This window comes from Bradyrhizobium centrosematis, from assembly GCF_045571495.1.
Lineage (GTDB): Bacteria > Pseudomonadota > Alphaproteobacteria > Rhizobiales > Xanthobacteraceae > Bradyrhizobium > Bradyrhizobium centrosematis.
Genome location: NZ_CP120703.1, coordinates 1,670,508 through 1,695,444 on the forward strand (window position 1 = coordinate 1,670,508; position 24,937 = coordinate 1,695,444).

23 protein-coding genes and 3 pseudogenes are annotated in these 24,937 nt (G+C 62.8%); 18 read left to right on the top strand and 8 right to left on the bottom strand.

Going from position 1 to position 24,937, the window contains the following annotated elements; genetic code table 11:
* Window positions 1-2: 2 nt before the first annotated feature.
* Both P6U31_RS07985 and P6U31_RS07990 read left to right on the top strand, forming a co-directional pair.
* A pseudogene (locus P6U31_RS07985) lies at window positions 3-1,013 on the top strand (glycosyltransferase family 4 protein); the annotation flags it as partial.
* A 163-nt stretch (window positions 1,014-1,176) separates the two neighbouring features.
* Complete coding sequence (locus P6U31_RS07990; protein ID WP_407189786.1) at window positions 1,177-1,686, top strand: PRC-barrel domain-containing protein; 510 nt, start codon at window positions 1,177-1,179, stop codon at window positions 1,684-1,686.
* Between the two features lie 267 nt (window positions 1,687-1,953).
* Here P6U31_RS07990 and P6U31_RS07995 read toward each other — a convergent pair whose 3' ends face one another.
* Window positions 1,954-2,181, bottom strand: a complete 228-nt coding sequence (locus P6U31_RS07995) for a hypothetical protein (protein WP_407187672.1) — start codon at window positions 2,179-2,181, stop codon at window positions 1,954-1,956.
* A 216-nt stretch (window positions 2,182-2,397) separates the two neighbouring features.
* Between P6U31_RS07995 and P6U31_RS08000 the strand changes: the two genes are divergently transcribed.
* The 4 genes from P6U31_RS08000 (at window position 2,398) to P6U31_RS08015 (ending at window position 5,456) form a co-directional block, all read left to right on the top strand.
* Window positions 2,398-3,504, top strand: a complete 1,107-nt coding sequence (locus tag P6U31_RS08000; RefSeq protein ID WP_407187673.1) for a DUF1236 domain-containing protein — start codon at window positions 2,398-2,400, stop codon at window positions 3,502-3,504.
* A gap of 22 nt (window positions 3,505-3,526) precedes the next feature.
* Window positions 3,527-3,844, top strand: a complete 318-nt coding sequence (locus P6U31_RS08005; RefSeq protein ID WP_407187674.1) for a hypothetical protein — start codon at window positions 3,527-3,529, stop codon at window positions 3,842-3,844.
* Between the two features lie 55 nt (window positions 3,845-3,899).
* Window positions 3,900-4,067 (top strand): hypothetical protein, encoded by a 168-nt coding sequence (locus P6U31_RS08010; protein WP_407187675.1) that lies wholly within the window; start codon window positions 3,900-3,902, stop codon window positions 4,065-4,067.
* Window positions 4,068-5,228: 1,161 nt separating this feature from the next.
* The gene (locus P6U31_RS08015) at window positions 5,229-5,456 is read left to right on the top strand and encodes a hypothetical protein (RefSeq protein WP_407187676.1); all 228 of its coding nucleotides are present in this window, start codon (window positions 5,229-5,231) and stop codon (window positions 5,454-5,456) included.
* Between the two features lie 107 nt (window positions 5,457-5,563).
* Here P6U31_RS08015 and P6U31_RS08020 read toward each other — a convergent pair whose 3' ends face one another.
* The 4 genes from P6U31_RS08020 to P6U31_RS08035 form a co-directional block, all read right to left on the bottom strand.
* The gene (locus P6U31_RS08020) at window positions 5,564-5,737 is read right to left on the bottom strand and encodes a hypothetical protein (RefSeq protein ID WP_407187677.1); all 174 of its coding nucleotides are present in this window, start codon (window positions 5,735-5,737) and stop codon (window positions 5,564-5,566) included.
* A gap of 78 nt (window positions 5,738-5,815) precedes the next feature.
* Window positions 5,816-6,775: a sensor histidine kinase gene (locus P6U31_RS08025; RefSeq protein ID WP_407187678.1), complete on the bottom strand. Its 960-nt coding sequence runs from the start codon at window positions 6,773-6,775 to the stop codon at window positions 5,816-5,818.
* A gap of 544 nt (window positions 6,776-7,319) precedes the next feature.
* On the bottom strand, window positions 7,320-8,999 hold the full coding sequence (locus P6U31_RS08030) for a PHP domain-containing protein (RefSeq protein ID WP_407187679.1): 1,680 nt from the start codon (window positions 8,997-8,999) through the stop codon (window positions 7,320-7,322).
* A complete protein-coding gene (locus P6U31_RS08035) occupies window positions 9,000-9,200 on the bottom strand; it encodes a hypothetical protein (RefSeq protein ID WP_407187680.1) in 201 nt (66 codons plus the stop codon). It lies immediately after the preceding gene.
* Window positions 9,201-9,559: 359 nt separating this feature from the next.
* On the opposite strand from P6U31_RS08035, the gene ligD reads away from it, so the two are divergent.
* The 4 genes from ligD to P6U31_RS08055 all read left to right on the top strand — a co-directional run bounded on the left by ligD (window position 9,560) and on the right by P6U31_RS08055 (window position 11,410).
* On the top strand, window positions 9,560-10,450 hold the full coding sequence (gene ligD, locus P6U31_RS08040) for a non-homologous end-joining DNA ligase (protein WP_407187681.1): 891 nt from the start codon (window positions 9,560-9,562) through the stop codon (window positions 10,448-10,450).
* 34 nt (window positions 10,451-10,484) lie between these two features.
* The gene (locus P6U31_RS08045) at window positions 10,485-10,790 is read left to right on the top strand and encodes a hypothetical protein (RefSeq protein WP_407187682.1); all 306 of its coding nucleotides are present in this window, start codon (window positions 10,485-10,487) and stop codon (window positions 10,788-10,790) included.
* Window positions 10,787-10,951, top strand: coding sequence for a hypothetical protein (locus P6U31_RS08050; protein ID WP_407187683.1), 165 nt, complete (start codon window positions 10,787-10,789; stop codon window positions 10,949-10,951). The genes P6U31_RS08045 and P6U31_RS08050 overlap by 4 nt, the downstream gene beginning before the upstream one ends.
* Window positions 10,952-11,224: 273 nt before the next feature.
* Window positions 11,225-11,410, top strand: a complete 186-nt coding sequence (locus P6U31_RS08055) for a DUF3606 domain-containing protein (RefSeq protein WP_407187684.1) — start codon at window positions 11,225-11,227, stop codon at window positions 11,408-11,410.
* 29 nt (window positions 11,411-11,439) lie between these two features.
* On the opposite strand, the gene P6U31_RS08060 is transcribed toward P6U31_RS08055, so the two are convergent.
* A complete protein-coding gene (locus P6U31_RS08060; protein ID WP_407187685.1) occupies window positions 11,440-11,703 on the bottom strand; it encodes a hypothetical protein in 264 nt (87 codons plus the stop codon).
* Window positions 11,704-12,924: 1,221 nt separating this feature from the next.
* On the opposite strand from P6U31_RS08060, the gene P6U31_RS08065 reads away from it, so the two are divergent.
* The 6 genes from P6U31_RS08065 to P6U31_RS08090 all read left to right on the top strand — a co-directional run bounded on the left by P6U31_RS08065 (window position 12,925) and on the right by P6U31_RS08090 (window position 23,419).
* Window positions 12,925-13,872: an ArdC family protein gene (locus tag P6U31_RS08065; RefSeq protein WP_407187686.1), complete on the top strand. Its 948-nt coding sequence runs from the start codon at window positions 12,925-12,927 to the stop codon at window positions 13,870-13,872.
* 128 nt (window positions 13,873-14,000) lie between these two features.
* Window positions 14,001-16,118 (top strand): ParB/RepB/Spo0J family partition protein, encoded by a 2,118-nt coding sequence (locus P6U31_RS08070; protein ID WP_407187687.1) that lies wholly within the window; start codon window positions 14,001-14,003, stop codon window positions 16,116-16,118.
* Window positions 16,119-16,302: 184 nt separating this feature from the next.
* Window positions 16,303-20,625, top strand: a complete 4,323-nt coding sequence (locus tag P6U31_RS08075; protein WP_407187688.1) for a strawberry notch-like NTP hydrolase domain-containing protein — start codon at window positions 16,303-16,305, stop codon at window positions 20,623-20,625.
* Window positions 20,625-21,683 (top strand): toprim domain-containing protein, encoded by a 1,059-nt coding sequence (locus P6U31_RS08080; protein ID WP_407187689.1) that lies wholly within the window; start codon window positions 20,625-20,627, stop codon window positions 21,681-21,683. Before P6U31_RS08075 ends, P6U31_RS08080 begins: the two co-directional genes overlap by 1 nt.
* A gap of 340 nt (window positions 21,684-22,023) precedes the next feature.
* Complete coding sequence (locus P6U31_RS08085) at window positions 22,024-22,947, top strand: DUF2493 domain-containing protein (RefSeq protein ID WP_407187690.1); 924 nt, start codon at window positions 22,024-22,026, stop codon at window positions 22,945-22,947.
* Between the two features lie 139 nt (window positions 22,948-23,086).
* Window positions 23,087-23,419: a hypothetical protein gene (locus P6U31_RS08090; protein WP_407187691.1), complete on the top strand. Its 333-nt coding sequence runs from the start codon at window positions 23,087-23,089 to the stop codon at window positions 23,417-23,419.
* Window positions 23,420-23,498: 79 nt separating this feature from the next.
* Here the strand turns inward: P6U31_RS08090 and P6U31_RS08095 are convergent.
* Window positions 23,499-23,678: pseudogene (locus P6U31_RS08095) on the bottom strand (DUF736 family protein); the annotation flags it as partial.
* Here P6U31_RS08095 and P6U31_RS08100 point away from each other — a divergent pair.
* Window positions 23,642-23,929, top strand: a complete 288-nt coding sequence (locus P6U31_RS08100) for a hypothetical protein (protein ID WP_407187692.1) — start codon at window positions 23,642-23,644, stop codon at window positions 23,927-23,929. The pseudogene P6U31_RS08095 and the gene P6U31_RS08100 sit on opposite strands and share 37 nt — an antisense overlap.
* A gap of 188 nt (window positions 23,930-24,117) precedes the next feature.
* Window positions 24,118-24,273: pseudogene (locus tag P6U31_RS08105) on the top strand (DUF736 family protein); the annotation flags it as partial.
* Window positions 24,274-24,413: 140 nt separating this feature from the next.
* Here the strand turns inward: P6U31_RS08105 and P6U31_RS08110 are convergent.
* Window positions 24,414-24,713 carry a DUF736 domain-containing protein gene (locus P6U31_RS08110; RefSeq protein WP_407187693.1) on the bottom strand — a complete coding sequence of 100 codons (300 nt, stop codon included), beginning with the start codon at window positions 24,711-24,713 and terminating at the stop codon, window positions 24,414-24,416.
* Between the last annotated feature and the right edge of the window lie 224 nt (window positions 24,714-24,937).

Genomic DNA, 24,937 nt, shown 5'->3' on the forward strand with positions numbered 1-24,937 from the left:
CAATGCGGATCGCCCAGCTTGCGCCGTTGGCCGAGAGCGTTCCTCCCAAGCTGTACGGCGGCACCGAACGGGTGATCGCCTGGCTCGTGGACGAATCGGTCGACCTCGGTCACGACGTCACCCTGTTCGCCAGCGGAGATTCGAGCACGAAATCCCAACTCCACGCCGTGTGGCCGCGCGCGCTGCGCCTGGGACGGAAAGGCGACGATCCGAACGCCGCCTGCGCGCTCTTGATCGAGGCCATCGGCGAGAGCGCGCGCGACTTCGACGTGATTCATTCCCATGTGGATTGGTTGCCTCTGCCGGTCCTGAGCCGCACCGGAGTGCCGTTTCTGACGACCATGCACGGTCGGCTCGACCTTCCCGGCTTGCCCGATGTGATCGGGGCTTTCCCAGAGGCTCCCTTCGTCTCGATCTCGGACAACCAGCGGCGTCCGCTTCCCGACGCGAATTGGATCGCGACGATTCCGCACGGGCTGCCTAAGGACCTGTTTCGTCCCTCCTATGAAGCCGGCGCGTACCTGGCCTTTCTCGGGCGGCTGACGGCGGAGAAGGGGCCGGAAGCTGCGATACGCATCGCTCGCGCCGTCCGGATGCCGCTCCGGATCGCGGCCAAGATACCCCGGGCGGAGACGGCTTATTTCAAGAAGAAGCTGGAGCCGGAGATCGACGGCGAGGAGATCAAGCTCGTCGGCGAAGTGGACGACGCCCGCAAGCAGCCGTTCCTCGCCGGCGCCGCAGCTCTCTTGTTTCCTATCGATTGGCCGGAGCCGTTCGGTCTCGTCATGATCGAGGCGATGGCATGCGGGACGCCCGTGATCGCCTACCGTTCAGGATCGGTGCCGGAAGTGATCGAGGACGGCGTCACCGGCTTCATCGTGGATGGCGAGGAGCAGGCCATCGAAGCGGTCAAGGAAGCGGGCCGGCTGGACCGGAGCAGAATCCGCGCCCGCTTCGAGGAGCGTTTCGTCGCCAGTCGTATGGCCAGGCAGTACGAAGAGAGCTATCTATCGGGGACTGGTCACTCGGGGAGCTCGCCACGCCTGAGGATCGTCTCTCGCGCGAAGGATTCGAAAGCGAAGGGCGCGCCCGTTCCGATTCGGGAACAACCGGCAGCGATGGGCGTTGGGGCGGGCATCCCAACGGGTGCTGCACTCACGCTGGAGGAGGAAATCCATGAAAAGCTTTCTTGCTGTCGCTTTGCTGAGCACCGCCGTTGTCGGGAGCGCCGCGTTCGCGCAATCCGCTCAGCCGGCCGACCGCGCCGCGCCCGCGGCTACCGCACAGCCCGCCGACAAGATGATGCTGAAGGACAATTGGCGCGCTTCGAAGCTCATGGGCCTGAACGTCTACAACGAGGCCAACGAAAAGCTCGGCGACATCAACGAACTGCTGGTCGACAAGAGCGGCAAGATCAACGCCGTGGTGATCGGCATCGGCGGCTTCCTCGGGATGGGCGAGCACGATATCGCGGTCTCGATGGACAAGCTGAAGTTCGTCGAGGAGCCGGTCCGGACAAGCTCGACGAGCAACACGACCACTATGCGCGAGACCACCACCGGTGCGGCTTCGACGACCACGACGAACCGCAACACGAACGATTGGGTGCCGGACCACGCCGTCATGAGCGGCAACAAGGAGCAGCTGAAAGCGCTGCCGCAGTTCAAGTATTCGGACTACAACTAAGGGAACGACATTCCCGGATCGAGGGCCTCCATCGGAGGCCCTTTTTCTTTGAGGTTCGATGACGCTCGCCAAACAGAAACGGCCCGTCCGGGGAGCCGGACGGGCCGTTGGTGCGAAGCTAATAGCTCAGTGCATATGAACCAGGAAATAGCCGACGCCGCCAACAACGAGGACGGCAGGAACGGCCCACAGAATCAATACGGGCATTTTCTCCTCCAATTGCTGTCAGTACGGTTCGCAAGCCTCCTTCGACCTCCGAACGGTCGCTTACTGCTCCGTGCAGACCTTGGTGGTCTTGACCGCGGATTCGGCCTCGACCTTGGTCTTGTAGACGCCGTTGCCAACAACCGTTGTGGTGGTCGTGGTGGGCTTGCTGTCGACCACGGTGCACTTCTTGGTGGTCGCATCGCGGACGATGTAGAACTCGGCGGCGCTGGCGGTCTGAGTGCCGAGGGCGAAAGCGGCGAGCGCGCCGCACACGATCAACTTCTTCATGATATCCTCCTCAGTGCTTGAAAGTAGTCACTGCCAACGGGGATTCGTCGACGAAGTTCCGGTTCTTCCCGCCCACTAGCCCGTCGTCCCATTTCGCTACAGCACCAGTTATCGGGCGTGCAGAAGAAATCGATCCCTGATTGCCGAGTTTTCCCGAAACGGAACCGCAGCCCACGCTTCGGGTTAATCGACGTCCGCTTTTAGGAGGTTTCAGAGATGAACAAGCGTTTATTCTTGGCCACGACCGCCGCCGTCGCGATCGCGACTTCGGCCTTCGCTCAATCTTCGCCGAGCACGTCGAGCTCCACTCCGTCCGCGACGCAGCAGCAGAAGGACTCCACAGCGACGCCGTCCTCTTCGACGTCGACGCCGTCGAATTCCTCGGGATCGGCTCAGACCAATCCTTCGAGCAACTCGGCTCAAACCCAGTCTCCGTCGTCGACCGGCCAGACCGCCGGTAGCCAGCCGTCCAATTCCGGGACTGGCACCAACACCACGCAGGCGCCCTCGGGCAATTCGACGAACCAGGCCCAGACCAATCAGCCGTCGAACCAGTCCGCGACGCCGTCCAATCAGGCGCAGACCAATACTCCTTCGAACACGAACAACCCGACGCAGAGCGCCAATCCGCCGTCCTCGACCAACAACCAGGCGCAGTCGCCCTCTGGTAGCGGCTCGACCAACACCGCCCAGCAGCCGAGCAATCAGCAGAACACGGCAGATCGTTCGTCGAACACCAACGTGAACGCATCGGTGAACATCAACGACCAGCAGCGGACCCGCATCAGCGCGTCGATCTCGCACCTGAACGTGCAGCCGCTCACCAACGTGAACTTCTCCCTGTCGGTTGGCACCGTCGTCCCCCGCGACATCCGCCTGCAGCCGCTGCCGGCCGAGGTCGTCGAGATCGTGCCGCAGTATCGCGGCTACAACTTCGTCCTGGTGAAGGACGAGATCGTGATCGTCGAGCCGTCCACCTACAAGATCGTGACGGTCCTGCCGTACTCCGGCCGTTCGACGGCCGCCGCGCCGGCGCGCACCGAGCAGCGCAAGGTGACGTTCAGCGACCGCGATCGCGAGGTCGTCCGCAAGCACGCGAAGGCGCGTCCGGTCGAGCGCGAGAAGCGCGTGACCACCGGCAGCTCGGTTCGGACCGAAATCCGCACCGGCGAGCGCGTGCCCGAGGGCGTGGAGATCGAGGCCTTCCCCGAGGAAGTCTATCGGGATGCTCCGACCCTGCGGGAGTACCGGTACATCAACCGGGACAGCCGCACCTACATCGTTGAACCCCGTGAGCGCCGTATCATCGAAGAAATCGACTGAGTTCGGAAAGAGGAGAACGACCATGAAGACACTCGCACTTGGCGCCGCGGCCGCGGCGTTGTTGGGATCAGCGGCGGTCGCCGCTCCGCTGAATCCGACCGCCATCGGCTCGGCGGAAGTCTCGGGCATCGACCAGGTCCGCCTGGTCTGCAACGAATACGGTCGCTGCTACCGCACCCGCGGCCCTCGCTACGTTCAGCGCTACTACGGTGGCGATGACGGATACGTCGTCCGCCGCAGCTACGGCTACTACGGTGGGCCTAGCTATTACGATCGCGGCTACGGCTACTATGGCGGTGGCCCGAGCATTGGCTTCAGCTTCGGTACCCGGAGCTGGTGAACCAGACAAAGGGCCGCTCTTTGAGCGGCCCTTCACTGGCAATCGTGGGGAACCAATGTCCGCTCTTGCAAACCTGATACTACAGAAAGAGCAATTGCTGGCGCGACTCGAAGCCCATCCCGGCCGCAACGAGCGAGCTGAAATTCAGGCGCTGCTCGCCAAGATTGAAACCGCTCTCAAGCTACTGGAGCCAGAGGGCGCGCCCCTGCCGGGCGGAAAATAGCAGACTCACCCAGGTTTGAGGCGATGGCGATGATGCGGTTGGTTGCTAACTTGTCGGCGGGTTGTCTAATCCTCGCCTATGCCGGTTGCGCCGAGGCGCGCTCCTACCCGATACACGACTTCGATGGTGCGTGGCACCTGATCTTCGAGACGCGGTCCGGACCTTGCGATCCAAGCTACAATTTCGACGTGAACATCTCGAATGGCAACATCTCTCATCCCAACCTTGTCAGATTTCGGGGGCGCGTATCGAGAACCGGCGCAGTGCGCGCTTCCGTAACGGTGCAGGACAAGCATGCCGCGGGCGCCGGCAGATTGGCCCCGACAAATGGAACGGGATCTTGGAGCGGCTATTCCGGTGCTGCCAGGTGCAGCGGAGTCTGGACGGCGACCAAGGTCTAGGAGATTTGTCGCTTCCACTGGAAGACGACCCTTCGATGCTCCAATTTTCAGCGCTCCGCTCCAACTCGAGCACGCGGGCGCGAAGTCTTTTCAATTCGGATAATTGAGACGTGAGCCGCTCCAGACGCGCATACAGCACAGCGGCGTCAACGGCGATCCCATGGTGTTCACGCATGTCGTGTACCCCCCACCCAAGCTTTGGACAGACTTGGATCATGGCCCGCCGGTGGACCAACAGGGAAAATGATGCAATCCCGACTCAAATCCGGCCGACGTTGTTCCGGCATCCACATATGTGAATCGTACGTTGCTAACGGGTGCAGCGCGAACGTGCGGCTAGGTAAACGTTTTTCATGGCGCGGCGCGACCGCACGGCCCTGCCGCCGCAGACGACTAACCTGTTAATGAACCGAGAAGACGTCCATCAAAGGGCTTTCTGCTCCGGATAAAGGCCCCAGCTCGGGGGCTAGGGGGGCTATGAGCTGGGGCCATTCGGGGTCGCCCCTCGGGGGCAGGGGCTTCGGGAAAACCTGGTACTTGCGCTATCGTTCCTATGCAGGCAGTGGAAGTTTTTGGGACGGATCGTCCTCTGAAATACAGGCAAAGTCGTCGGGCTTGCGCGTCTGCGGCGCGCTTCGCTGCCAGCTTCATGGCTTCCAGGACGAACAAGGGGACTGTTGCGAAAGCTAAAATCTGCTGGGATGACGCAATGCTCTCTCAGGCGATTGGTGCTAGGCTACCCGTACCAGGGGACAACAACGTGGCCATCTACCGAATACTTCAGAACTCGCCTTTGGGGCCTGAAGAGATCGCGCGGCTTTCCAAAGCCTATGAACGGGCCCTCCGCACGATTGGCGTGCAGGACCGCAACGATCCCCTGACCGAATTGATTGCCAAGAAGATCATCGAGATCGGCCAGACCGGCCTCAAGGACCCCGCCGAGATCTGCGGTCGGGCCGTCGAAGAGTTGGGTCTACCAGAGAGATGATGCCACGAAAGATGCACTGCGAACGATCCAATTGGAGTCCGACCGGGCCTATGCGGGACCGGCCCGGCCAATCGTGGGCCATGTCGCGCTCGCCCAGACCCATCCGCCTAGCCGTCCTCGGACTTCTTGCCTGCGTCCTCCTGCTCCCCGGCAGAAAGGCTCGCCTCGAGCTCGACGATGATGTCCTGCAGCAGCCGCACCGCAAGCGGGTCGGTCGCCTCCGCGTGCAGCCTTCGGTATCGCTCCAGGTCTTCGAGAGTCTTCGTCGATGGGGCGGTCATGGTCGCAAGCTCCGACCCGTCTACGCGAGAGCCTGTCTTCGGTTGCAGCCAGCTTCGAGAAATTCATCGCCTGCGGCCTCAGGCGTCACGCGCGAGAGAGACCTGCACCTCGCAACCCTCCGGAAGAGGCCTTCTCGTTACGGTCCCCTTCATCTGCGACGCCAGCAGACTGATCAACCGCGTGCCGAGGCCGCTCTTGACCTCGGTCGGACAGCCGACACCGTCGTCCTGCACCGTCACGTGGATGCGGTCGCCCTTGGCGCGCACGTCCACGTCCACGGCGCCGCGGCGCCCCTCGGGGAAGGCGTACTTGAAGCAGTTCGTTACCAATTCGTTCACGATCAGCCCGATCGACGCCGCCTGCGAGGTCCGCACCTCGATATTCTCGCAGCGGACACCGATCGAGATCGTGCGGACGCCACGATGGAAGTCGGCGAGGCTTCCGCATAGGGCTTCGATGTACGGGGCGAGGTCGATGCGGCTGCTGTCCGCGGTATCCCGCAAACGGTCGTGGACCTTGGCGACCACGTCCACCCGGCTCACCGCGGACGCGAGCGCCGTCTGGACCGCCGGGTCGGTGGCCGAGCGGGCCTGAAGCCGAAGGACGGAGACTATGGTTGCGAGGTCGTTGCGCGTTCTATGCGCCAGCTCCTGCAGCAGAACTTCCGAATACCGGTTGGCTTCGGAGAGTTTCCGCAACGTGCCCCGCAGAAGCTCGGTGACGGCGGCGATGCAGATGCCGGTTAGGATGAACAAGACGAGCGGGATCACGGCGGACGATGGGGGCCGCGGCATGAAGTAGGCGATGGCAAGCACGGCGCCCGCCGCAGTCGCTGCGATCCCGCAGCCCCGATCGAATAGGACGGAGGACAGGAAGATGGCCGGAATGAACAGCAGAAACGGATAGGATCGAAGGTGATCGTCCAGCATCACCCGGGCGATGAACGCGGTGCCCACCAGGCCAAGCGTCAGCGTGTAGTGTACCCAGATCGGAAAGTCGGACCTGGCCGTAAAGAGGCGGTGCAGAAAGGCTTCCATCCCGGAGCAACGTGCCCTCGGGGTTCGATGTTCCGCGAGCCCGTCAGGCCACTTCCGAGAGCCTTCTTAAGCAGCTCGCGCCGCAGGCCTTGCTTCCGCCTGATCATCCGGAGAGACGCGGATCGGCTTGAAGTCGGCTTCGATTTCTCGATGCCCTCGCAACCTGGACAAACGAACCGATGTACTATCGTGGCCGTCGGGTCCCGGCCCAGCAGCTTCGACATGAACCACCGCATCTGGCCCCTGCACCGCAGGCACTCCGACAGGGAGTTCGGCAAGCGCGGTCCGGAAGTCGTCGCCGAGCTGCTCTCGAGCCATGCCGCCCAGATCAAGGTCGGCACCGCGTTCAGATCGACGGCTTGGAGCGGTCAGCCCATTAAGAGAGCCCAAATGAAGCCGAACGGTGTTAGTGGCCGCGCCCCACCGCGGCATAGCCGAGCATACCTTCGAACACCCGCCATTTCCGGAACGCTCTGGGATCACGTCCCGCGTTTGGCCGTCTTGCGAGTAGACCCGGGCTTTTTCTGGAGCTCCTGTGGCAATATCAGGCGGCCCGGGCAAGCGAGCGCCTCTTCTGACGGAGATAACGCGTGATCTGTGGCAATGTCATCGCGTTCAGGACCCGTTCGGCGGGGACGCCGCCCTTGCGAGCCATCTCGACGCCCCAGTGCATGTGGTCGAGCTCTGGTATCGAGTGCGCGTCCGGATTGATGCTCAGCATACAGCCGAATTCGAGGGCCGCCTGGTGCCAGCGCCAATCCAGATCGAGACGCCACGGATGTGCGTTGATCTCGACGACAACGTCGTGCTTCGCGCAGGCCCGAAGCACCTTCTCGACGTCGATTTCGTAGCCCGGCCGCCGCTGCAGCTGCCGGCCAGTCATGTGGCCGATGATTGTCGTATGAGGATCGGAAATGGCCCGCAGCAGGCGCTGGGTCTGCGCCTTGCGGTCCAGCTTGAAACGGCCGTGGATGCTGGCGACGACGAAGTCGAAACCTTCGAGCACCTTTTCATCGTAGTCGAGCGACCCGTCAGCCAGAATGTCCGACTCAATTCCCTTGAGGATCCGAAAGTCCTTGCCGAAGCGCTTGTTCAGGCGGTCGGCTTCCCGGTGCTGCTGCACGATCTCTTCGAGGGAGAGACCGCCGGCGTAATGGGCGGACTTGGAATGGTCGGCGACCCCAAAATACTCGAAGCCGCGCTGACGGGTCGCCTTCGCCATGGTCTCTAGGGTCTCTGTCCCATCGGAAGCATCGGTGTGGCAGTGCAGGATTCCGCGCAAGTCCTTGTCGGTCACAAGGTTCGGCAACTTGCCCTTCAAGGCCAGCTCGACCTCGCCGCGGCCTTCCCTTAGCTCGGGATCGATGAAGGGCAGCCCGAGAGCCTGGTAGATGTCAGCCTCCTCGCCGGCGATCAGTGCGCGGCCCTTGTGCAGGCCGTGAGCGTCCAACCGCATGCCCTTCTCGGCGGCCAAGGCTTGGAGCTGCTCGATGTGAGCGGCGGAGCCGGTGGCGAAGAGAAGGGCGGCGCCGAAATGTTTGCGGTCGGACACCCGGACTTGCAGTCCTTCGGACGATGGCATCGCTGTCTCGGCCGACTTGGCGGCCTCCGCAACGATTGTGAGGTCGGCGACGAGTTCGCAGCCTCGGCGGAAATCGCCGGCAATCGTCACGCGCTTGAGTTCTGGCCGGGACTTCCGGATGGATTCCTTCGCGTGCGCGAGCAGGGTGGCGGCGCGGTGCAGGTGGAGGCGGCCTTCTCCGCTTTTGGCCATCGCCAGGTTCTGCAGGATCTTGGTCTGCAGCGCGGCACCGAGTCCTTTCGCCTTCTTGATGCGGTCGTCCTTGGCGGCGGCCTCCAATTCCGCGAGCGAGGTGATGCCGAGATCCTGATAGAGCCGCAGCACCTTCTCCGGCCGCAAACCGGGTACCGCGAGCATCTCGAGCACGCCCTCGGGAATCTCCTTGCGAAGCTTTTCGAGGCTCGGATGATTGCCTGTCTTGTGAAGCTTGGTGATGATATCGGCTATCGCGTCGCCGACGCCGGGGATCTCCGTCAGACGATCCTCGGCGATGAGGACGTCCAAAGGGACGGCAAGAGCCGCCAGACTGTCGGCCGCCCGAGAGTAGGCCTTCGCCCGGTAGGGATTGCCGCCTCGCAACGCGGTGCGCTGCGCGTACTCTCGCAAGAGACCTGCCACACCGCGAGCGTCGAGCGAAGGCATTCAGCGAGCCTCCCGGTCCGCGCTTTGCGGCGCCACCGAAGTAAGGCGACCGCCGGAGCGGCCGCTAGGCTGGCGATCAAGAGAGCTCTCAAGCTTCTGGGCTGCGCGGAAATCGTCCAGGTACTGGATATTGGGGCCGTAGGCAGCCTCCTTCTTGAGGAGATTGTAGACCCGACCTACCACCAGCTGCAGATGCTTCATCCTGCCCCGCGGCATAGATCTCGCTTTGCAGAGAGCTCGGACCGCGTAGGCCCGAAAGTAATCGAATGCGTCTGACATGATAGGTAAACGCCCGCCATCGACCGGAGTTCGATGCGGCAGGGATTGGCTTTTTCGGCACTGCACTCTGAGAATGCGTGGCGGATCGCTCCTATTCGAAAGCTTGCGAGGTGCGACCGTCTGGGAACTCCTCGCTGCCTTCGAAGTTGCGAGACTCGTTGAGTAAGGTAGGTAGACTGCCCGCCGCCGGCTCCAACCCGGCGGCGGTTTTTTGTGAGTGGCGTAGCGTGGCAAAGCGTACAAGATCGGTGCCTCCGGCCGAGAAGCCAGAAGCTCCTCAGATGCCGGAGTTCATCAGCCCCCAACTGGCGACCCTGAAGATGAAGGCACCTTCGGGCTCTCGGTGGATTCACGAAATCAAATACGACGGCTACCGCATCCAGCTCCGGATCGACGGTGACGATCGCCGGGCCTACACCCGCAACGGCTACAATTGGGTCAGCAAGTTTTCCAGGATCGCTGCCGCCTTCGATATCGAGGGGCAGGCCATCGTCGACGGCGAAGTCGTCGTCATCCATGACGGCCGCACCAATTTTTCCGAGCTGCAGGCAGACCTCGGCAGAGGCGACCAGGACCGGCTGATCTTCTTCGCGTTCGATCTGCTGTGGCTCGACGGCAAGGATTTGCGCAAGGAGCCGCAGCTTGAGCGGAAGAGGCTGCTCAAAGAACTGATCGAGGAGCACAGGCTCGAGGAGCCCATCTTCTTTAGTGAACACCATGAAGGCGACGGGCAGGCTCTGTTCGTCGCCGCCAGCAAGTTGAACTATGAGGGCATCATCTCAAAGCGCGTGGACGCGCCATACCGATCGGAGCGGGTCGAAGCCTGGCAGAAGATCAAGGTCGTCCAGAAAGGGAAGTTTCCCGTGGTCGGCTTCATCAAGGATCCATCCGGCGTGGCCGCGCTCTACCTGGGTAAGAAAGAAGGCAAAGATCTCGTCTACATGGGCAAGGTCGGCACAGGATGGAGCCGGACCACCTCGGCGCAGATCCGCAAGGCGCTCGATACCGCCGTCAGCCCCAAGCAGAAGTTGACCAAGACCATCAGGAAACCGAAGGCCACCTGGGTCGAACCCAAGTTCTTTGCCGACATCGAGTACCGCGACATCACCTCCGAAGGACTCCTGCGGGCCAGCTCGTTCAAGGGGCTGAGCAAAGGAACGCGCCGTTCATAGCCGCGTTTGCCTGAGAGTATCTGGAGTACCGGTCATGGATCCGGAACAGCGAGTTGCGAAGGCGTTGGAGGACGCTCAGGGCATCCTGGCCCGGTATGTCGAGCCTGGCCCCAGAGATTGCGAGCAAACCATAAACCAGCTCCTGGATGTGCTCGACGACGAGGCCGTCGTGCAGGCGCTCAAGGATTCGAAGATGGGAAAACCAACTGCAGAACAACTCGCCGAGCTCAAGAGGCTCAGCGCGATCGCACGGGTACCGGATGAATCGGAGATCGTCACCTCGAAGGAAGAGGCCGAGACCCGAATACGTGACCTGAAAGACAAGGCTCGGATGGAATGATGCCTGAGAAGCCCACGAATGGCGTGGAGCCCCAACGCTCCGAGGACGACATTCAGCGCGAGCAGCTGGGTCCGCGCGGCGGCAAGGAAAGTCCGGCGAAAATGACACCTCAGCGGGAGAAGAAGACGCCCAAGGACGTCGATCCCGGACATCCGGCATGAACTCGATGGACACGTTCGATCCGGATAGGCCGTGTCGCGTGCACGATGGCCTCAATGACCAAATCATCGAATGGAGCCCTCAGTGGGCTTCGATGTACCGCCAGCACGCGTCGAGATGGGATGAGGGCGTCATTTCCTGGGACGGTCTGCTGCTCGATGGATGGACGCCAATCGTACGTGGCCATGCTTGTGGCCACTGAGCTGCGGCCAACGAACGGAACCCGTGAATCCTTGCAGCGTTGCATTGCCATCACTTCTAAAGAGGAGGAGCCGATGGCCGCAGCGAAGAAGAGGACCGCGCGTGGACGCAAACAGGATCGCGCCCGGGTCGCGAAAGGGCAGGACTACGAGGTCCGGTATGAAGCGAAGAAGACTGGGCGCTCGGCCTCGGCGGTGAAGAAGGCTGTCAAGAAGGTCGGCAATTCCCGCAAGCGCGTCGAGAAAAAGCTGGGCCGCTGACTTGGAAGCCTGGCTCAGCACCAGCCCCTCTAATCTGCAGGGCACTCCGGGCACGTATCACCAATCGAGTTCAGCACGTCGCGAACCTCAGCCAACGCTGCATCGGGGGTGACGCCCGCCGGCGGGGCTCGACGGGCAATGTCGAAGGCCCGCTCTCGTGCGTGCGGATCGGCGCGGTCCCGCATCCAGCCGTGCTCCTCGCACTCGCGGATGGCGCCGGCTTCGTTCAGCACGTTGATGGCCCAACCGCGCAGGGTACGGATCGCCGGCCGTCTCTGCTTGGTCATCAGCATTGAAAGGTTCTCCCACGCTGAGACGAATCGTTTAGTCCCGCAGACGTTCCCTATCGCCAACACACGACGGGGATTCGGGATCGTGGGATCTCGTGGTTTTTCGAAGGCCGAATTTTTGCCCGGCCTTGTGCTAGGGTGGGTAAGAACGAACTGGAGAGACCGTTCTCCGATACTTCAGACGTCCGAGCTCAGGTGGTTGCTCTTGTCCGTTTTGCGCGTGCGGCTGTCGCCGCCCCGGGCTCTCGTGAACCGAGCCGCCCTGCGTCTCGGCCGCCATGCGGCTTCGATCCCTCGCGCAGGAGCAGATCATGCCCTCGCGGGGCAGAAACGAAAAAGCGGACCTTTATGCAGCAGCCACCTGCACAAAGGTCCGGCCTTATCTCAGCGTGCCGCGATACCAAACGGCTGCAAAGGACGCTTCATATCCTTTGGGAGGTCTCGCTTCTTATCCGGGTTGCGACCCGAAGGCGGCAATAGATCAGTAGCCGATACGACTACTTCTTTTTCTTTGAAGTCTTCTTTGCCACCTTCTTGGTAGCTGCCTTCGCGGTCTTCTTTGCCTTCTTCGCTTTCTTGGCCATGTCGTCCTCTGTAAGAATTGGCTCTCAGTGAACATGCCCACGCCGTGCATAGACATGCACACGAGTGAGACGCTATCACAAAAGCAAAATTGATACCAACGAGACGCGCATCCGCATTGAGTCGCTCGCCGGAGGCACTCGCCCTCGGGCCCGCCGTCATTGCATGCCGGCGTCGCTATCACTGCCCTTCGGGTCGGGTGCCTTTTTAACCGGTCTCGCGACTGCACTCGGTCCCGGGTCCCGCCGCTACGCGTCGGCGCTATGCTGACCCTCCTGCGGGTGCCTCTTAGCCGGGTCTCGCGACCCTCAGTGGTCTCCGCTTCGCTCCGCCCACACGCTTCTCTTCTATATTAATGACGGGGAGCCGCGAACCTCGGGCACAAAGCTTCCTGACCCCACCCGCCACCGCCTCGCCGCTCAGACGCCGGGGGCCCTCAGACGAGTAGTGTGCGCGGCGTCATTCATAATTTTCCGCGTCGAATTGCAGGTTATCCAGACGGGTCGGACGCGTGGCCCATTCGGTTCGAGGTCTCCGGCTGTGCGCCGTCATCGAGATTAAGAGTGAGAGTGCGGACCGGGTTCGTCGTGACGGGTCGAAGGTCGGGAGAGAGGCTTCCGGCGCCTGTCGCGGAGAATCGCGATGTCCAGACACACACGAGTTCGTGTTGGCGATGACCGGGCGAGCCTGCACACTGAAATCACCGACAAGATCATCGCAGAACTGGAGGCCGGCCGGATTCCTTGGGTGCAGCCATGGGGAACGGCGGCGATCAAGGCGCCACTCGCCATGCCGCGCAATGCTTCGACGCTGCGGGGTTATTCCGGAATCAACGTGCTGATTTTGTGGGGTGCCGTTTTTGAGTGCGGCTTCTCCAGCCAGAGCTGGCTGACCTTTCGTCAGGCGCTCGGGCTCGGCGGCCATGTCAGGAAGGGAGAGCGAGGTACGACCGTTGTCTACACGGATCGCTTCATTCCCGAGGACGAGCGTCGGCGTACCGCAGAGACTGGGGAGGAGCCGGGCACGATTCCGTTTCTCAAGCGCTTTACCGTTTTTAACATAGAGCAGTGTGACGGCTTGCCCGGGGACGTCGTTGGCTCAGTCGTCCCGCCGCCACCGGATCAGATCGAACCGCAGGCGGAAGCGCTGATTGCCGCAACCGGCGCCGACTTCCGCATTGGCGGGGTGCGCGCTTACTACAATACGACCGGGGATTTTGTGCAGGTCCCGCCGCTGGCGGCGTATTTCGAGCCGATCAACTGGCATCGGACCGCGTTCCACGAACTGTCGCATTGGAGTGGAGCTGTTTCCCGGCTTGGTCGGGACCTCTCGGGCTCGTTCGGCTCCAAATCTTACGCGCGCGAGGAACTGGTCGCCGAGATGGCAGGTGCGTTCGTCTGCGCTTCACTTGGCATCGTGCCGACCGTACGCCACGCCGACTATATCGGCTCCTGGCTGGAGGTGCTGCGTGAAGACAACCGCGCAGTTGTACGGGCGGCGAGCGCGGCGTCGAAGGCCGCCGATTTCCTGCTTGGCTTTCAGCAACGGCCGATCGCCTCCTTCGACGAGGGCGACGAGGAGGCCGCCTAATGCGTCCGCCGGCTGTTTCGGCTGCCTTCGCGGCGGTGCCTCAGAGAGTGAGAGGACAGGCGGTGCAGTTCGTGACGGGTTGGAGGTCGAGAGAGAGCCTTTCGGCCGCCCGTCGCGGAGAATCCGACATGGCTAGCGCCGTTCAGAAGATCAAACTCAGTCCATCCCGGGACATTCCCTTCAACAAGCTGGTCTTGAGCCAGTCCAATGTTCGCCGGGTCAAGGCCGGCGTCTCGATCGAGCAACTGGCCGAGAGCATTGCGCAGCGTACCTTGCTACAAAGCCTCAGCGTCCGTGCCGTCGTCGATGCCGACGGAACGGAGACCGGCATGTTCGAGGTTCCTGCGGGCGGGCGGCGATACCGCGCCCTTGAATTGTTAGTGAAGCAGAAGCGTATGGCGAAGACCCAAGCGGTCCCCTGTGTGGTCAGGGATGGCGGTATCGCCGAGGACGACTCGCTTGCGGAAAACGACGAGCGCATCGGCCTGCATCCACTCGATCAATTCCGCGCGTTCCAGATCCTCCGCGATGGCGGTATGAGCGAAGAGGAGATCGCCGCACGGCATTTCGTGGCGCCGGCGGTCGTCAAGCAGCGCCTGCGCCTGGCGTCGGTCTCGCCAAAGCTGCACGACGTCTATGCCGAAGACGGCATGACGCTCGAGCAGCTCATGGCGTTCTCGGTCACAGCCGATCACGCCCGCCAGGAGCAAGTCTGGGAGAACGTCAGCCGCTCCGGGTACGACGAGCCGTACCAGATCCGGCGCTTGCTCACCGAGAACACCGTACGCGGGTCCGATCGCCGCGCCCAATTTGTGGGCCTCGATGCCTATCAGCACGCGGGTGGCGGCGTTCTGCGGGATCTGTTCGAGCACGACGACGGCGGCTGGCTTCAGGACGTCGTGTTGCTCGACCGCCTCGTAACCGAAAAGCTCAAAGCCGAAGCTGAGACTATTGCTGCCGAAGGCTGGAAGTGGATCTCAGTCGCCGTAGAGTTCCCCTACGGTCACACCCAAGGCCTACGAGAAATCGAGGGCAGACCTGTCGATCTCTCGCCTGAAGAGCAGGCCACCATCGATGCTCTCAACGCCGAGCAGGCCAAGCTTGAAGCCGATTACCAGGATGCCGATGAATTGCCCGACGAAGTCGATCAGCGCCTCGGCGAAATCGAGACGGCACTGGCGGCCTTCGAAGACCGGCCGATGCTCTACGATCCGGACGAGATCGCCCGAGCAGGTGTCTTCATCAGCATCGATTCCGAAGGACGCCTCGCCGTGGACCGAGGTTACGTCCGGCCGGAGGACGAGGTGCCGGCAGCTGATCCTGATGTCGGGCAGGGAGCCGAGGCGTCGTCGACCGGAGGTCCAGAAGTGGGCCCTTCTGTCCAGCGCACGGTCATCGCGGTCGCGGGTAGTGCTTCTGAAGCCGAAGAGGATGATGAGGACGCGGCCAAACCTCTGCCGGATCGGCTGATCACCGAACTGACGGCGCATCGAACACTGGCATTGCGCGATGCGCTGGCAGAAAATCCTGCGATCGCGTTCCAGGCGGTGCTGCATAACTTCGTGCTGACGGCCTTTTACCGGTTCGCATCGTCAGGAAGCTGTCTGGAGATCGGCCTTCGCACGCCGATCTTTCCCGCTCAAGCTCCGGGGCTGAGGGAAAGCGCCTCGGCGAAGGCTGTCGAGGCTCGGCATGAGGCCTGGAAGGCACGGTTGCCGAAGAGCGAGAACGATCTCTGGGATGCGCTGACGGCTCTCGATGGTGGTGCACAGGCTTCGCTGTTCGCCCACTGTGCGTCGTTTGCGGTCAACGCCGTCTATGAGCCGGCCAACCGCTACAATCAGGGCCGCGTCTCTTCCCACGGCGTTCGCACGCGTCTCGACCAGGCTGATGTGCTGGCGCGCGCGGTTGGGCTCGACATGGTGCAAGCCGGCTGGAGACCGACCGTCGACAACTATTTCGGCCGGGTCACCAAGCCGCGCATTCTGGAGGCTGTGCGGGAAGCCAAGGGCGAGTCGTCGGCGCAGCTGATCGACCATCTGAAGAAGGCCGAGATGGCCAAGGAGGCCGAGCGCCTGCTGGATGGCTCGGGCTGGCTGCCGGAGGCGCTGCGTCTTACCGCTCCTGGTTTGATGCCAGCGGAGCAGGAGGGTGAAGCGGGCCCGCTGCCCGAATTCCTCGCCGACGAGGAGGATCAGGAGAACGCCAGCGACGACGATCCGCAACAACTCGACGCGGCTGAGTGAAATCACAGAGCGGGACGGCTCCGGCCGTCCCGCGGTAGCTTGGGGACCGGTGCGCAGCGCTGGTCCCCATTCTTATTGGGAACGGCCGAGAGTGAGAGTCGGGCCGGGAAGGGTTTGAGCCGTCGGGGTCAAAGGAGAGCGCCTGACGGTTCGACCCGTTCCTGCTCTCTCGAGAAATCCCACCATGACCGAATCTCTCGCCGGCGGCGCTGCCGCCGCGCCGATCTCGATGCGTGCCGCTGCAAGTCTCACCTCCGCCGCTGTCAAGGCCGCGCGACAGCTCCTGACCGAGCTCGAACGGGGCCGGCGCATCGATGCCGCTGTTCTGCGTAGCGCCATGGAGGCTGCCTTCGGCGCCTCCGACGCGGCCGGGGCCTGGAACTGGAAGACCGCCTATGACGTCTGCGAGGCGGCAACTGTTCTGTTCCTTCGCAAGTTTGGCCCCGCGATGCGTGCCAAGGCTGGCTCGACGGCAGCAATGCTGCCGATGCTCGCGAAAATTGCGAGCTGTCTGCCAACCCATACGCGGCGTTCCGAGGACAGCCAGGTACTTCAGCAATTCTCGACGCCCATTCCGTTGGGACTGGTCGCATGCGGTGCAGCCGGCATTACATCGGTCGATCGCGTCCTGGAGCCTTCCGCGGGGACGGGCTTGCTCGCCGTCTTTGCCGAGCTTGCCGAGGGCGCCTTGATGTTGAACGAGTTGGCCGAGACCCGAGCGGGGTTGCTCGAGCAGCTCTTCGCCAACGTTAAAGTCACGCGGTTTGACGCCGCTCAGATCGATGATCAACTCGATGCGGGTGTCGTACCCAGCGTTGTTTTGATGAACCCGCCGTTCTCCGCACTGGCGAATGTCGATCGGCGGATGACGGATGCGGCCCTCCGCCACGTCGCTTCGGCGCTCGCGCGTCTTCGCGACGGTGGGCGCCTCGTTGCCATCGCTGGTGCAAGCTTCGCGCCGGATAACCCGACTTGGCGAGATGCCTTTATCCGGCTCCAGGAACACGGGCGGGTGGTATTTTCTGCGGCGATCGATGGCAGCCTTTACGCCAAGCATGGGACTCGGACGGATACGAGGCTGCTTGTGATCGACAAGCTGCCCGCCGCTGATCCGAAAGCTTTTCCTGACTCGCCAGGAATGGCGGGCGATGTCGCGACCTTGCTTGGCTGGGTGAACCAGCATGTGCCTGAAAGGCTGCCCGTCGCCTCACCATCGGAGATCGCTGCTTTCCGGCGGCCAGCGACGTCACGATCGGTCGACGCCGCTGCACCAATTTCGTCGTCCTCTTCGATAAGCGCAGCACCAGAAGGTGTCGAACTTGCGTACGAGACGGTCGAATGGTCGCCGCCGGAAGGCGCCCGGCTGACCGATGCGCTTTACGAGGAGTATGGATTGCAGTCGATCCGTATTCCCGGATCGTGCGAACACCCGACCAAACTCGTGCAATCCGCGGCAATGGCTTCCGTTGCGCCGCCGAAACCGTCCTACCGGCCGCACCTGCCGGCCAGTGTCATGGCCGACGGAGTTCTATCGGATGCCCAGCTCGAGAGCATCATCTATGCCGGGGAGGCACATTCCGAGTTTCTCGCGGGCTCCTGGACGGTCGACACGACTTTTGATGTTGTGGCCGCCGCGCGCGACGACGCGGAAAATGCCGTCCGCTTTCGCCGCGGCTGGTTCTTGGGCGATGGCACCGGGGCGGGCAAGGGACGGCAGGCCGCCGGCATCCTGCTTGACAACTGGCTCAAGGGCCGCCGCCGAGCGGTCTGGATCAGCAAGTCCGACAAGCTGATCGAGGATGCCCAGCGCGACTGGTCCGCGCTTGGCATGGAACGATTGCTTGTTACGCCGCTGTCGCGGTTTCGCCAGGGCACCCCGGTCCGGCTTTCGGAAGGCATCCTATTTACCACCTACGCTACGCTACGGACCGAGGAGCACGGCGAAAAGCTTTCGCGCGTCAGGCAGATTGTCGAATGGTTGGGCTCGGACTTTGACGGAGTGATCGTTTTCGACGAGAGCCACGCCATGCAGAATGCAGTCGGGGGCAAGGGCGAGCGCGGCGACCAGGCGGCCTCTCAGCAGGGGCGCGCCGGCCTTAGGCTCCAGCACGCTTTACCGAATGCTCGTGTGATCTATGTGTCGGCGACCGGCGCTACCACAGTCCACAATCTCGCTTATGCCCAACGCCTCGGCCTGTGGGGTGGCGCCGACTTCCCGTTTGCGACGCGTGCCGAGTTCGTCGAAGCGATCGAGGAAGGTGGGGTCGCGGCCATGGAGGTGCTGGCCCGCGACCTGAAGGCGCTCGGTCTCTACGCGGCCCGCTCGCTCTCTTATGAAGGCGTCGAGTACGACCTCGTTGAGCACCAGCTTACACCTGAGCAAGTTCGCATCTACGACGCCTATGCCGGTGCGTTCAGCGTCATCCACAATAACCTGGACGTGGCGATGCGAGCGGCCAACATCACCGGCGAAACCGGAACGCTGAACGGGCAAGCAAAGTCTGCGGCACGATCCGCCTTCGAAAGCGCGAAGCAGCGCTTCTTCGGTCATCTCCTGACCTCGATGAAGACGCCGTCGCTCATCCGATCGATCGAGAACGATCTTGAGGTTGGACACGCCGCAGTCATCCAGATCGTGTCGACGGGCGAAGCGCTGATGGAGCGCCGGCTCGCGGAGATCTCGACTGAAGAATGGGGCGACGTCCAGGTCGACATCACCCCGCGTGAGTATGTGCTCGACTACCTCGCCCATTCCTTCCCAGTCCAGCTCTACGAGCCCTTCACGGACTCGGAAGGCAATCTCTGCTCCCGGCCCGTTTACCGCGACGGACAGCCGGTCGAGAGCCGGGAGGCCGTCGCTCGCCGCGATCGTTTGATCGAGAAGCTCGCCTCGCTGCCGCCGGTACCTGGCGCGCTGGATCAGGTCATCCAGCGGTTCGGCACTGACATGGTCGCCGAGGTCACCGGCCGCTCGCGCCGCATCGTTCGCAAGGGCGACCGGCTGGTCGTCGAAAACCGAGCCGGATCGTCCAACCTCGCGGAGACGTCGGCCTTCATGAATGACATCAAGCGAATCCTCGTGTTCTCCGACGCAGGCGGCACGGGGAGGAGCTACCATGCCGAACTGTCGGCCCGGAATCGCCGCCTGCGAGTCCATTACCTGCTCGAGCCGGGCTGGAAGGCCGACGCCGCGATCCAGGGGCTCGGCCGGACCAACCGGACAAATCAGACGCAGCCGCCGCTGTTTCGCCCCATCGCGACCGACGTGAAGGCCGAAAAGCGCTTTCTCAGCACCATTGCCCGCCGGCTCGACACGCTGGGAGCCATTACGCGTGGCCAGCGCCAGACCGGAGGGCAGGGGCTGTTCCGGCCCGAGGACAATCTCGAAAGCCAGTACGGGCGTGACGCGTTGCGTCAGCTCTACATGCTGCTCGCGCGAGGCAAGGTTGACAGCTGCTCGCTCGGGAGATTCGAGGATGCGACCGGTCTGAAGCTCATGGATGCCAATGGGCTCAGGGATGACCTACCGCCCATCACGACCTTTCTGAACAGGTTATTGGCGCTCACCATCGACCTACAGAATGTGCTCTTCACCGCCTTCGAGCAGCTCTTGACCGCTCGGATCGAAGGCGCGGTTGCATCCGGCACCTACGACCTCGGATTGGAAACACTCCGTGCCGAAAGCTTTGTCGTCACTGACCGGCGGACGATCTACGCCCATCCGGGCACCGGCGCCGAGACCCGGCTGCTCACGGTCACACAGCGCCAGCGCAACCATCCTGTGAGTCTGGATGATGCTCTTGCTCGTCTTTCCGATCGTCAGGCCGTCCTGCTGCTCAATGAGCGTTCGGGACGAGCCGCCGTGCAGGTCCCCGCGGCGAGCGTCATGCTCGATGACGGCGAGATCGAGCGGCGCGTCCGTCTGATCCGGCCGATGGATCAGCACACGGTCCCCTTGAGCATGATGGCGGAGAGCCACTGGATCGAAGCGGACCGTGAACGCTTCGCAGCGGCCTGGCTGGCGGAGCGTGCGGAGGTGCCCCAGTTCACAGAAAGCACGATCCACGTTGTGGCGGGCTTGCTGCTCCCCATCTGGAAGCGGCTGCCGAACGAATCGACCCGCGTCTATCGCCTTCAGACCGATGCGGGCGAGCGCATCATCGGCCGCAAGGTTTCGGCCGCGTGGGTCGCAAACGTCCTTGCGACGGACGCGCCTTCGCTGACGGCGGACGCCGCCTTTGCCGCGCTGATGGAGGGACGGACCGTCCTCGAGCTCGTGGAGGAGCTCCAGCTTCGCCGCGTCCGAGTGATGGGGGCATACCGCATCGAGCTGTCGGGCTTCAACGACACGATGCGCGACCGACTGCGGGCCTACGGACTCTTTGGGGAGATCATCTCCTGGAAGCTGCGCATGTTCGTGCCCACGGACGCGAGCGGTGTCGAGATCCTAGCGAAGGTGCTCGTCAGCTATCCGGTGGCGCGCATCGGCGAGCGGGAGGCCGCGTGATGTCCCGCGATGCTTCCGAACTCGCACGCCGCCTCTCGCGCGAAGCTGAGGCGGTGTGCCGACACTATCTCTCCAATGGCAAGCGGGCGGGGCGGTACTGGTTGGTCGGCGACGTCCACAACACGCCGGGCCGCTCGTTGTTCGTGCGCCTGCACGAATCCCCGAAGGCGCCTTCCGGCAAATGGACCGATGCCGCGACCGGGGAGCATGGCGATCTCCTCGACATTATCCGCGAAAGTATGGCGTTGCGAGACTTTCGCGAGGTCGCGGAGGAGGCGAAACGATTTCTAAAACTACCTCGTTCTGAGCAGCCAGCTCAGAAACCAGTTCGTTCGCCAGCGCCGACCGGATCACAAGGGGCGGCTCGTCGGCTCTTTGGGATGTCCAGCCCGATTGAAGGGACACTAGCCGAGACGTACTTGCAGCGTCGTGGAATAGGCCACGTCCACCATGGTGGCAGCCTACGCTTCCACCCACGTTGCTACTACCGACCGGATGAGCAATTGCCGACTGAAACCTGGCCGGCGATGATAGGCTCTGTCACGGACCTTGAGGGACGGATCACCGGCGTGCATCGCACTTGGCTCGATCCAAACGGCTTTGATCGCGTGCGGCTCGGCAAGGCTCCGATCGACACACCACGACGCGCCATGGGTGACCTGCTCGGCAACGCCGTTCGCTTCGGCGTGGTCGATGATGTGCTCGCTGCCGGCGAGGGAATCGAGACCATGCTGTCACTGCGTTGCGCACTGCCGGCCCTGCCCATGGCCGCCGCGCTTTCGGCTAATCATCTCGCAGCAATGATGCTGCCATCTGGCCTGCGTCGGCTCTATATCACCCGCGATGACGATGCTGCCGGAGATGCCGTACAAGCGATTCTCACGAAGCGCGCGGAAGAGGTCGGCGTTGAAGCGATTCCGCTGTCGCCTAGGGTGGGCGACTTCAACGAAGATCTGCACATCCTCGGCCTCGAGGCCCTCCGGACAGCGTTGCGGCTTCAGCTCGTACCAGAGGACGTCGTCCGCTTCCTGCATTCTCCGGCAGTAGCCACAGAATAGCAGCGACGTCTCGATGGGCGTCGGCAGGTCCGTCATAGCAAGGCCACTGCCGGAAGAGCACGCGACCACGGCCTTCTAGAGGGCGATCGGACGGCAAGCGGCTCGGGCCGGCAATGGCTGCGACCGGCTATTTTCCGCCGCGCGCCGGCAATGAGAAGACACATCATTAATTATCTAGCCGGCGCGCTTTGCATCGCGAATCAAAATAGCCGGCCTTCGCCATCCTCCGCTGCCGCTTCGGCCCTCCGCTTCGCTCCGGGTTCTGGCCCGCTCCGCCCGCCGTCTAAGTGATCGCCACGAAGGCCGCGATGGTTGCGGCCGATCCGGAAGGACCTCTTCCATGACCGATCACGACGACATCGAACCGCAGCATGCCGCATCTCCGACCGAACACGTTCTGACCGAATTGCAGCTCTTCGGTTACCGCCCCTTCGAGGACCAGCCCGATCCACGGCCGCTTCCCGAGACCAAGTTCATCGCCGGCGCCGTCGCTGACATCTTCGATGCCCTGGTCGCCACGTTGAGCGACACGCGGCTCGAGCCGGACCTCGACGATCTGCTCTGGTCGACTGTCAACCTGTTCCATCGTGCCGTCGACCGCATCGGTCGCCAACTCGACGACAACGAACAGGCGCAGCAGAAGAGCCAGCGCGAGCAGGATGGCTCCGAAATTCGATCGGTCGAACTCGAGCGCGTGACGGCGGAAGGCATCACACTGATTGAGCGCCGCAATTGCCTGGAGCTCTTCCGCGACCAGGCCATCGAACGCTTCGAGACTTACACCGGTTCATTCTGGCGCCCTCGATCGGGATCGCTGGTGAACCACCGCACGCTGACCGCAGCGATGATCGACTCCCGCGACTTCATCGCGGCCAAGCGCCGCGCCGAGACCGAGGTCATGCTGCCCGCTGGGCCGAAAATCGCGCTCACCGGAGGGCTCGCCTTCAACGACCACCACCTCATCTGGGATCGTCTCGACAAGGTTCATGCCAAGCATCCCGACATGGTTCTGCTCCATGGCGGCTCCCCGAAGGGGGCCGAATTGATCGCCTCCAAATGGGCGACGATCCGCAAGGTGCCTCAGATCGCCTTCAAGCCTGATTGGACGAAACATGCCAAGGCAGCACCTTTCAAGCGCAACGATGCCATGCTCGAAATCCTGCCGATCGGCGTCATGCACTTCCCGGGCACGGGAATCCAGGACAACCTGGCCGATAAGGCCAAGCGGCTCGGCATCCCGGTCTGGATGTTCGGCGGCGCGTGAGCGCCGTCTGCTCGACTGAAGTCTTTGAGGCGAAATTGCTCACGCCGCAACTCCGCCTCGTTTCGGTCTCACATCCAGGGTTGCGCCGTGGTGGTGGTGGAAGGCGCAACTGGTACATCTATGCACATGGAGCCACCCCATGCTCGCTATTGGGCTTGTTCTCAACACACTCGGCATCGGCTTGTTCTGCTGGGCGATCTTTACGCTCGCTGTGTATGCCCTGCCGTTTTTCGTCGCACTGAGTATCGGGATGACCGCGTTTCAGAGCGGCGCCGGCCTCATTGGTGCGCTGCTTAGCGCAACGGCCGCCGGTGCGCTGACGCTCCTCCTCGGCCAGGTCGCCTTTGCTGCTACTCGGTCCTCCGCCTTGCGCGCAGCGATCGCCACAGTATTCGCTGCTCCCGCCGCCGTCGCCGGCTATCATGTGGCGTTCGCCCTGTCCCATCGGGGTGCCTTCGCTGGCTTGGCGTGAGGTCTTCGCGTGTCTCGGCGCGGTTTGCATTGGCGTAACGTCATGGATGCGCTTGATTGCTTTGGTGAAGACCCGCCCGTTAGAGTCGGGTGGGGTGGTGGTGGAGAACTCGTCCTAACCGGTTCTTACGACCGCAAGCCTCGAAAGATGATCGTTTCACGCCATCATCGTCGAACAGGTACGCGTAGATCGGTGCATTGAACGAGGGGCCGTCGAGCTTGAGTGAGAGGTAATCGCGGCCCTCCTCGGAACGCTTCGATCAAGCTGCCGGCATTCGGTCCGGCCCACCCAGCCGCGTCGGAGCGGTTTTATCTCGATCCGTTCTTGGGGGAGACGATTCCGCCCTTTGCAGCAGATTGTTTCTCTTTCCGCGCTGAATCGTTCCGCCGCTTGTTCATCAAAACCGAGATAGCCACGCTTCTCCGTAAGGTTGTGGTTCAGCACGCGGACGCACGTGGCCTCGTTGATGGCTTGATCTGGCCGAAGACCGGCTTCGCCTCGATCGTCTGAGCCGCAACGCCGTTGATGCGACTTTCTTCCCCTGGGCTTCGCCCATTCCTCGCGAGACAAGAAAGTCGCCACAACGACGTCCTCCGCTGCGCTCCGGCCCGAGCGGGTGCGTCGTCGATCGTCCTCGGCCCTAGATCGCCATCGAGGCCGCGGTGGTCGCGGGCTCGAAACACAACAGGAGAAGTGACATGGCTAACATCGGTTCTTTCAAGAAGGTCGGTAACGAATTCCAGGGCGAGATCGTGACCCTGAGCCTGAAGGCCAAGGGCGTCCGCATCGTCGCCGAGACCAACCGGTCCAACGAAAACGCTCCCAGCCACCGCATCTATGTGGGGCGCGCGGATTATGCGGAGCAGAGCGTTATGCGGCGCGGTGTGCCGTGAACGTAGGTTTTTCGGGACTTTGTCCAGCGCGGCACTCCGCATAATCTCGTGAAGAGGAGCCGCGGCGCCCCGCGCGAGGCGAGGCGCCGCAAGCTTGCGGATCACCGCGACCAGACCAATGCGTAGCCGTCATCGACCGCGACGAGGTTGGCGAAGATCGGCGCCGGGAAGGATGGGTCGTCGAGCTTCACCGAGTGGTAGACGGTGTTGTTGTCCTTGGAGGTCCGCTGCCACGCGGCGCCTATCTCGACGTCGCGGAACATCACGCGCAGGTTCGGAGCCTTCTCGTTCTCGGAGGGTTCGGTCGGAAGCAAGCGTGCCTTGATGTTGAGCGAGAGCGTCTTGATGGTGCCGGTGTACGAGCCGTCTTCGGAGCGGGTGAAGGTGCCAATCTGAGCCATGGTAATCTCCTGTTGCTGTTCCAAGCCCGCGACCATCGCGGCCTTGATGGCGATCTCTGAGCGCCGCAACGACCGTCCCGCAGCCTTGGCCCGCAGCGAAGCGGAGGATGGCGGATTGAGCGATCTTGTTGCCTCGCGAGGAATGCCGCCGCTTGGCGGCAGGGGAAGAAGATCGCGAAGAGCCATTGCGGGTAAAGGTCGGTGAGCGCAGCGAGCGTATTGTG

What these genes read in the sequence shown, in the direction of transcription:
- P6U31_RS07990 (WP_407189786.1), top strand. Translation starts at nt 1,177, where the DNA reads ATGAAAAGCTTTCTTGCTGTCGCTTTGCTGAGCACCGCCGTTGTCGGG.
- P6U31_RS07995 (WP_407187672.1), bottom strand. Translation starts at nt 2,181, where the DNA reads ATGAAGAAGTTGATCGTGTGCGGCGCGCTCGCCGCTTTCGCCCTCGGC.
- P6U31_RS08000 (WP_407187673.1), top strand. Translation starts at nt 2,398, where the DNA reads ATGAACAAGCGTTTATTCTTGGCCACGACCGCCGCCGTCGCGATCGCG.
- P6U31_RS08005 (WP_407187674.1), top strand. Translation starts at nt 3,527, where the DNA reads ATGAAGACACTCGCACTTGGCGCCGCGGCCGCGGCGTTGTTGGGATCA.
- P6U31_RS08010 (WP_407187675.1), top strand. Translation starts at nt 3,900, where the DNA reads ATGTCCGCTCTTGCAAACCTGATACTACAGAAAGAGCAATTGCTGGCG.
- P6U31_RS08020 (WP_407187677.1), bottom strand. Translation starts at nt 5,737, where the DNA reads ATGACCGCCCCATCGACGAAGACTCTCGAAGACCTGGAGCGATACCGA.
- P6U31_RS08025 (WP_407187678.1), bottom strand. Translation starts at nt 6,775, where the DNA reads ATGGAAGCCTTTCTGCACCGCCTCTTTACGGCCAGGTCCGACTTTCCG.
- P6U31_RS08030 (WP_407187679.1), bottom strand. Translation starts at nt 8,999, where the DNA reads ATGCCTTCGCTCGACGCTCGCGGTGTGGCAGGTCTCTTGCGAGAGTAC.
- P6U31_RS08035 (WP_407187680.1), bottom strand. Translation starts at nt 9,200, where the DNA reads ATGAAGCATCTGCAGCTGGTGGTAGGTCGGGTCTACAATCTCCTCAAG.
- ligD (WP_407187681.1), top strand. Translation starts at nt 9,560, where the DNA reads ATGCCGGAGTTCATCAGCCCCCAACTGGCGACCCTGAAGATGAAGGCA.
- P6U31_RS08045 (WP_407187682.1), top strand. Translation starts at nt 10,485, where the DNA reads ATGGATCCGGAACAGCGAGTTGCGAAGGCGTTGGAGGACGCTCAGGGC.
- P6U31_RS08050 (WP_407187683.1), top strand. Translation starts at nt 10,787, where the DNA reads ATGATGCCTGAGAAGCCCACGAATGGCGTGGAGCCCCAACGCTCCGAG.
- P6U31_RS08055 (WP_407187684.1), top strand. Translation starts at nt 11,225, where the DNA reads ATGGCCGCAGCGAAGAAGAGGACCGCGCGTGGACGCAAACAGGATCGC.
- P6U31_RS08060 (WP_407187685.1), bottom strand. Translation starts at nt 11,703, where the DNA reads ATGCTGATGACCAAGCAGAGACGGCCGGCGATCCGTACCCTGCGCGGT.
- P6U31_RS08065 (WP_407187686.1), top strand. Translation starts at nt 12,925, where the DNA reads ATGTCCAGACACACACGAGTTCGTGTTGGCGATGACCGGGCGAGCCTG.
- P6U31_RS08070 (WP_407187687.1), top strand. Translation starts at nt 14,001, where the DNA reads ATGGCTAGCGCCGTTCAGAAGATCAAACTCAGTCCATCCCGGGACATT.
- P6U31_RS08075 (WP_407187688.1), top strand. Translation starts at nt 16,303, where the DNA reads ATGACCGAATCTCTCGCCGGCGGCGCTGCCGCCGCGCCGATCTCGATG.
- P6U31_RS08080 (WP_407187689.1), top strand. Translation starts at nt 20,625, where the DNA reads ATGTCCCGCGATGCTTCCGAACTCGCACGCCGCCTCTCGCGCGAAGCT.
- P6U31_RS08085 (WP_407187690.1), top strand. Translation starts at nt 22,024, where the DNA reads ATGACCGATCACGACGACATCGAACCGCAGCATGCCGCATCTCCGACC.
- P6U31_RS08090 (WP_407187691.1), top strand. Translation starts at nt 23,087, where the DNA reads ATGCTCGCTATTGGGCTTGTTCTCAACACACTCGGCATCGGCTTGTTC.
- P6U31_RS08110 (WP_407187693.1), bottom strand. Translation starts at nt 24,713, where the DNA reads ATGGCTCAGATTGGCACCTTCACCCGCTCCGAAGACGGCTCGTACACC.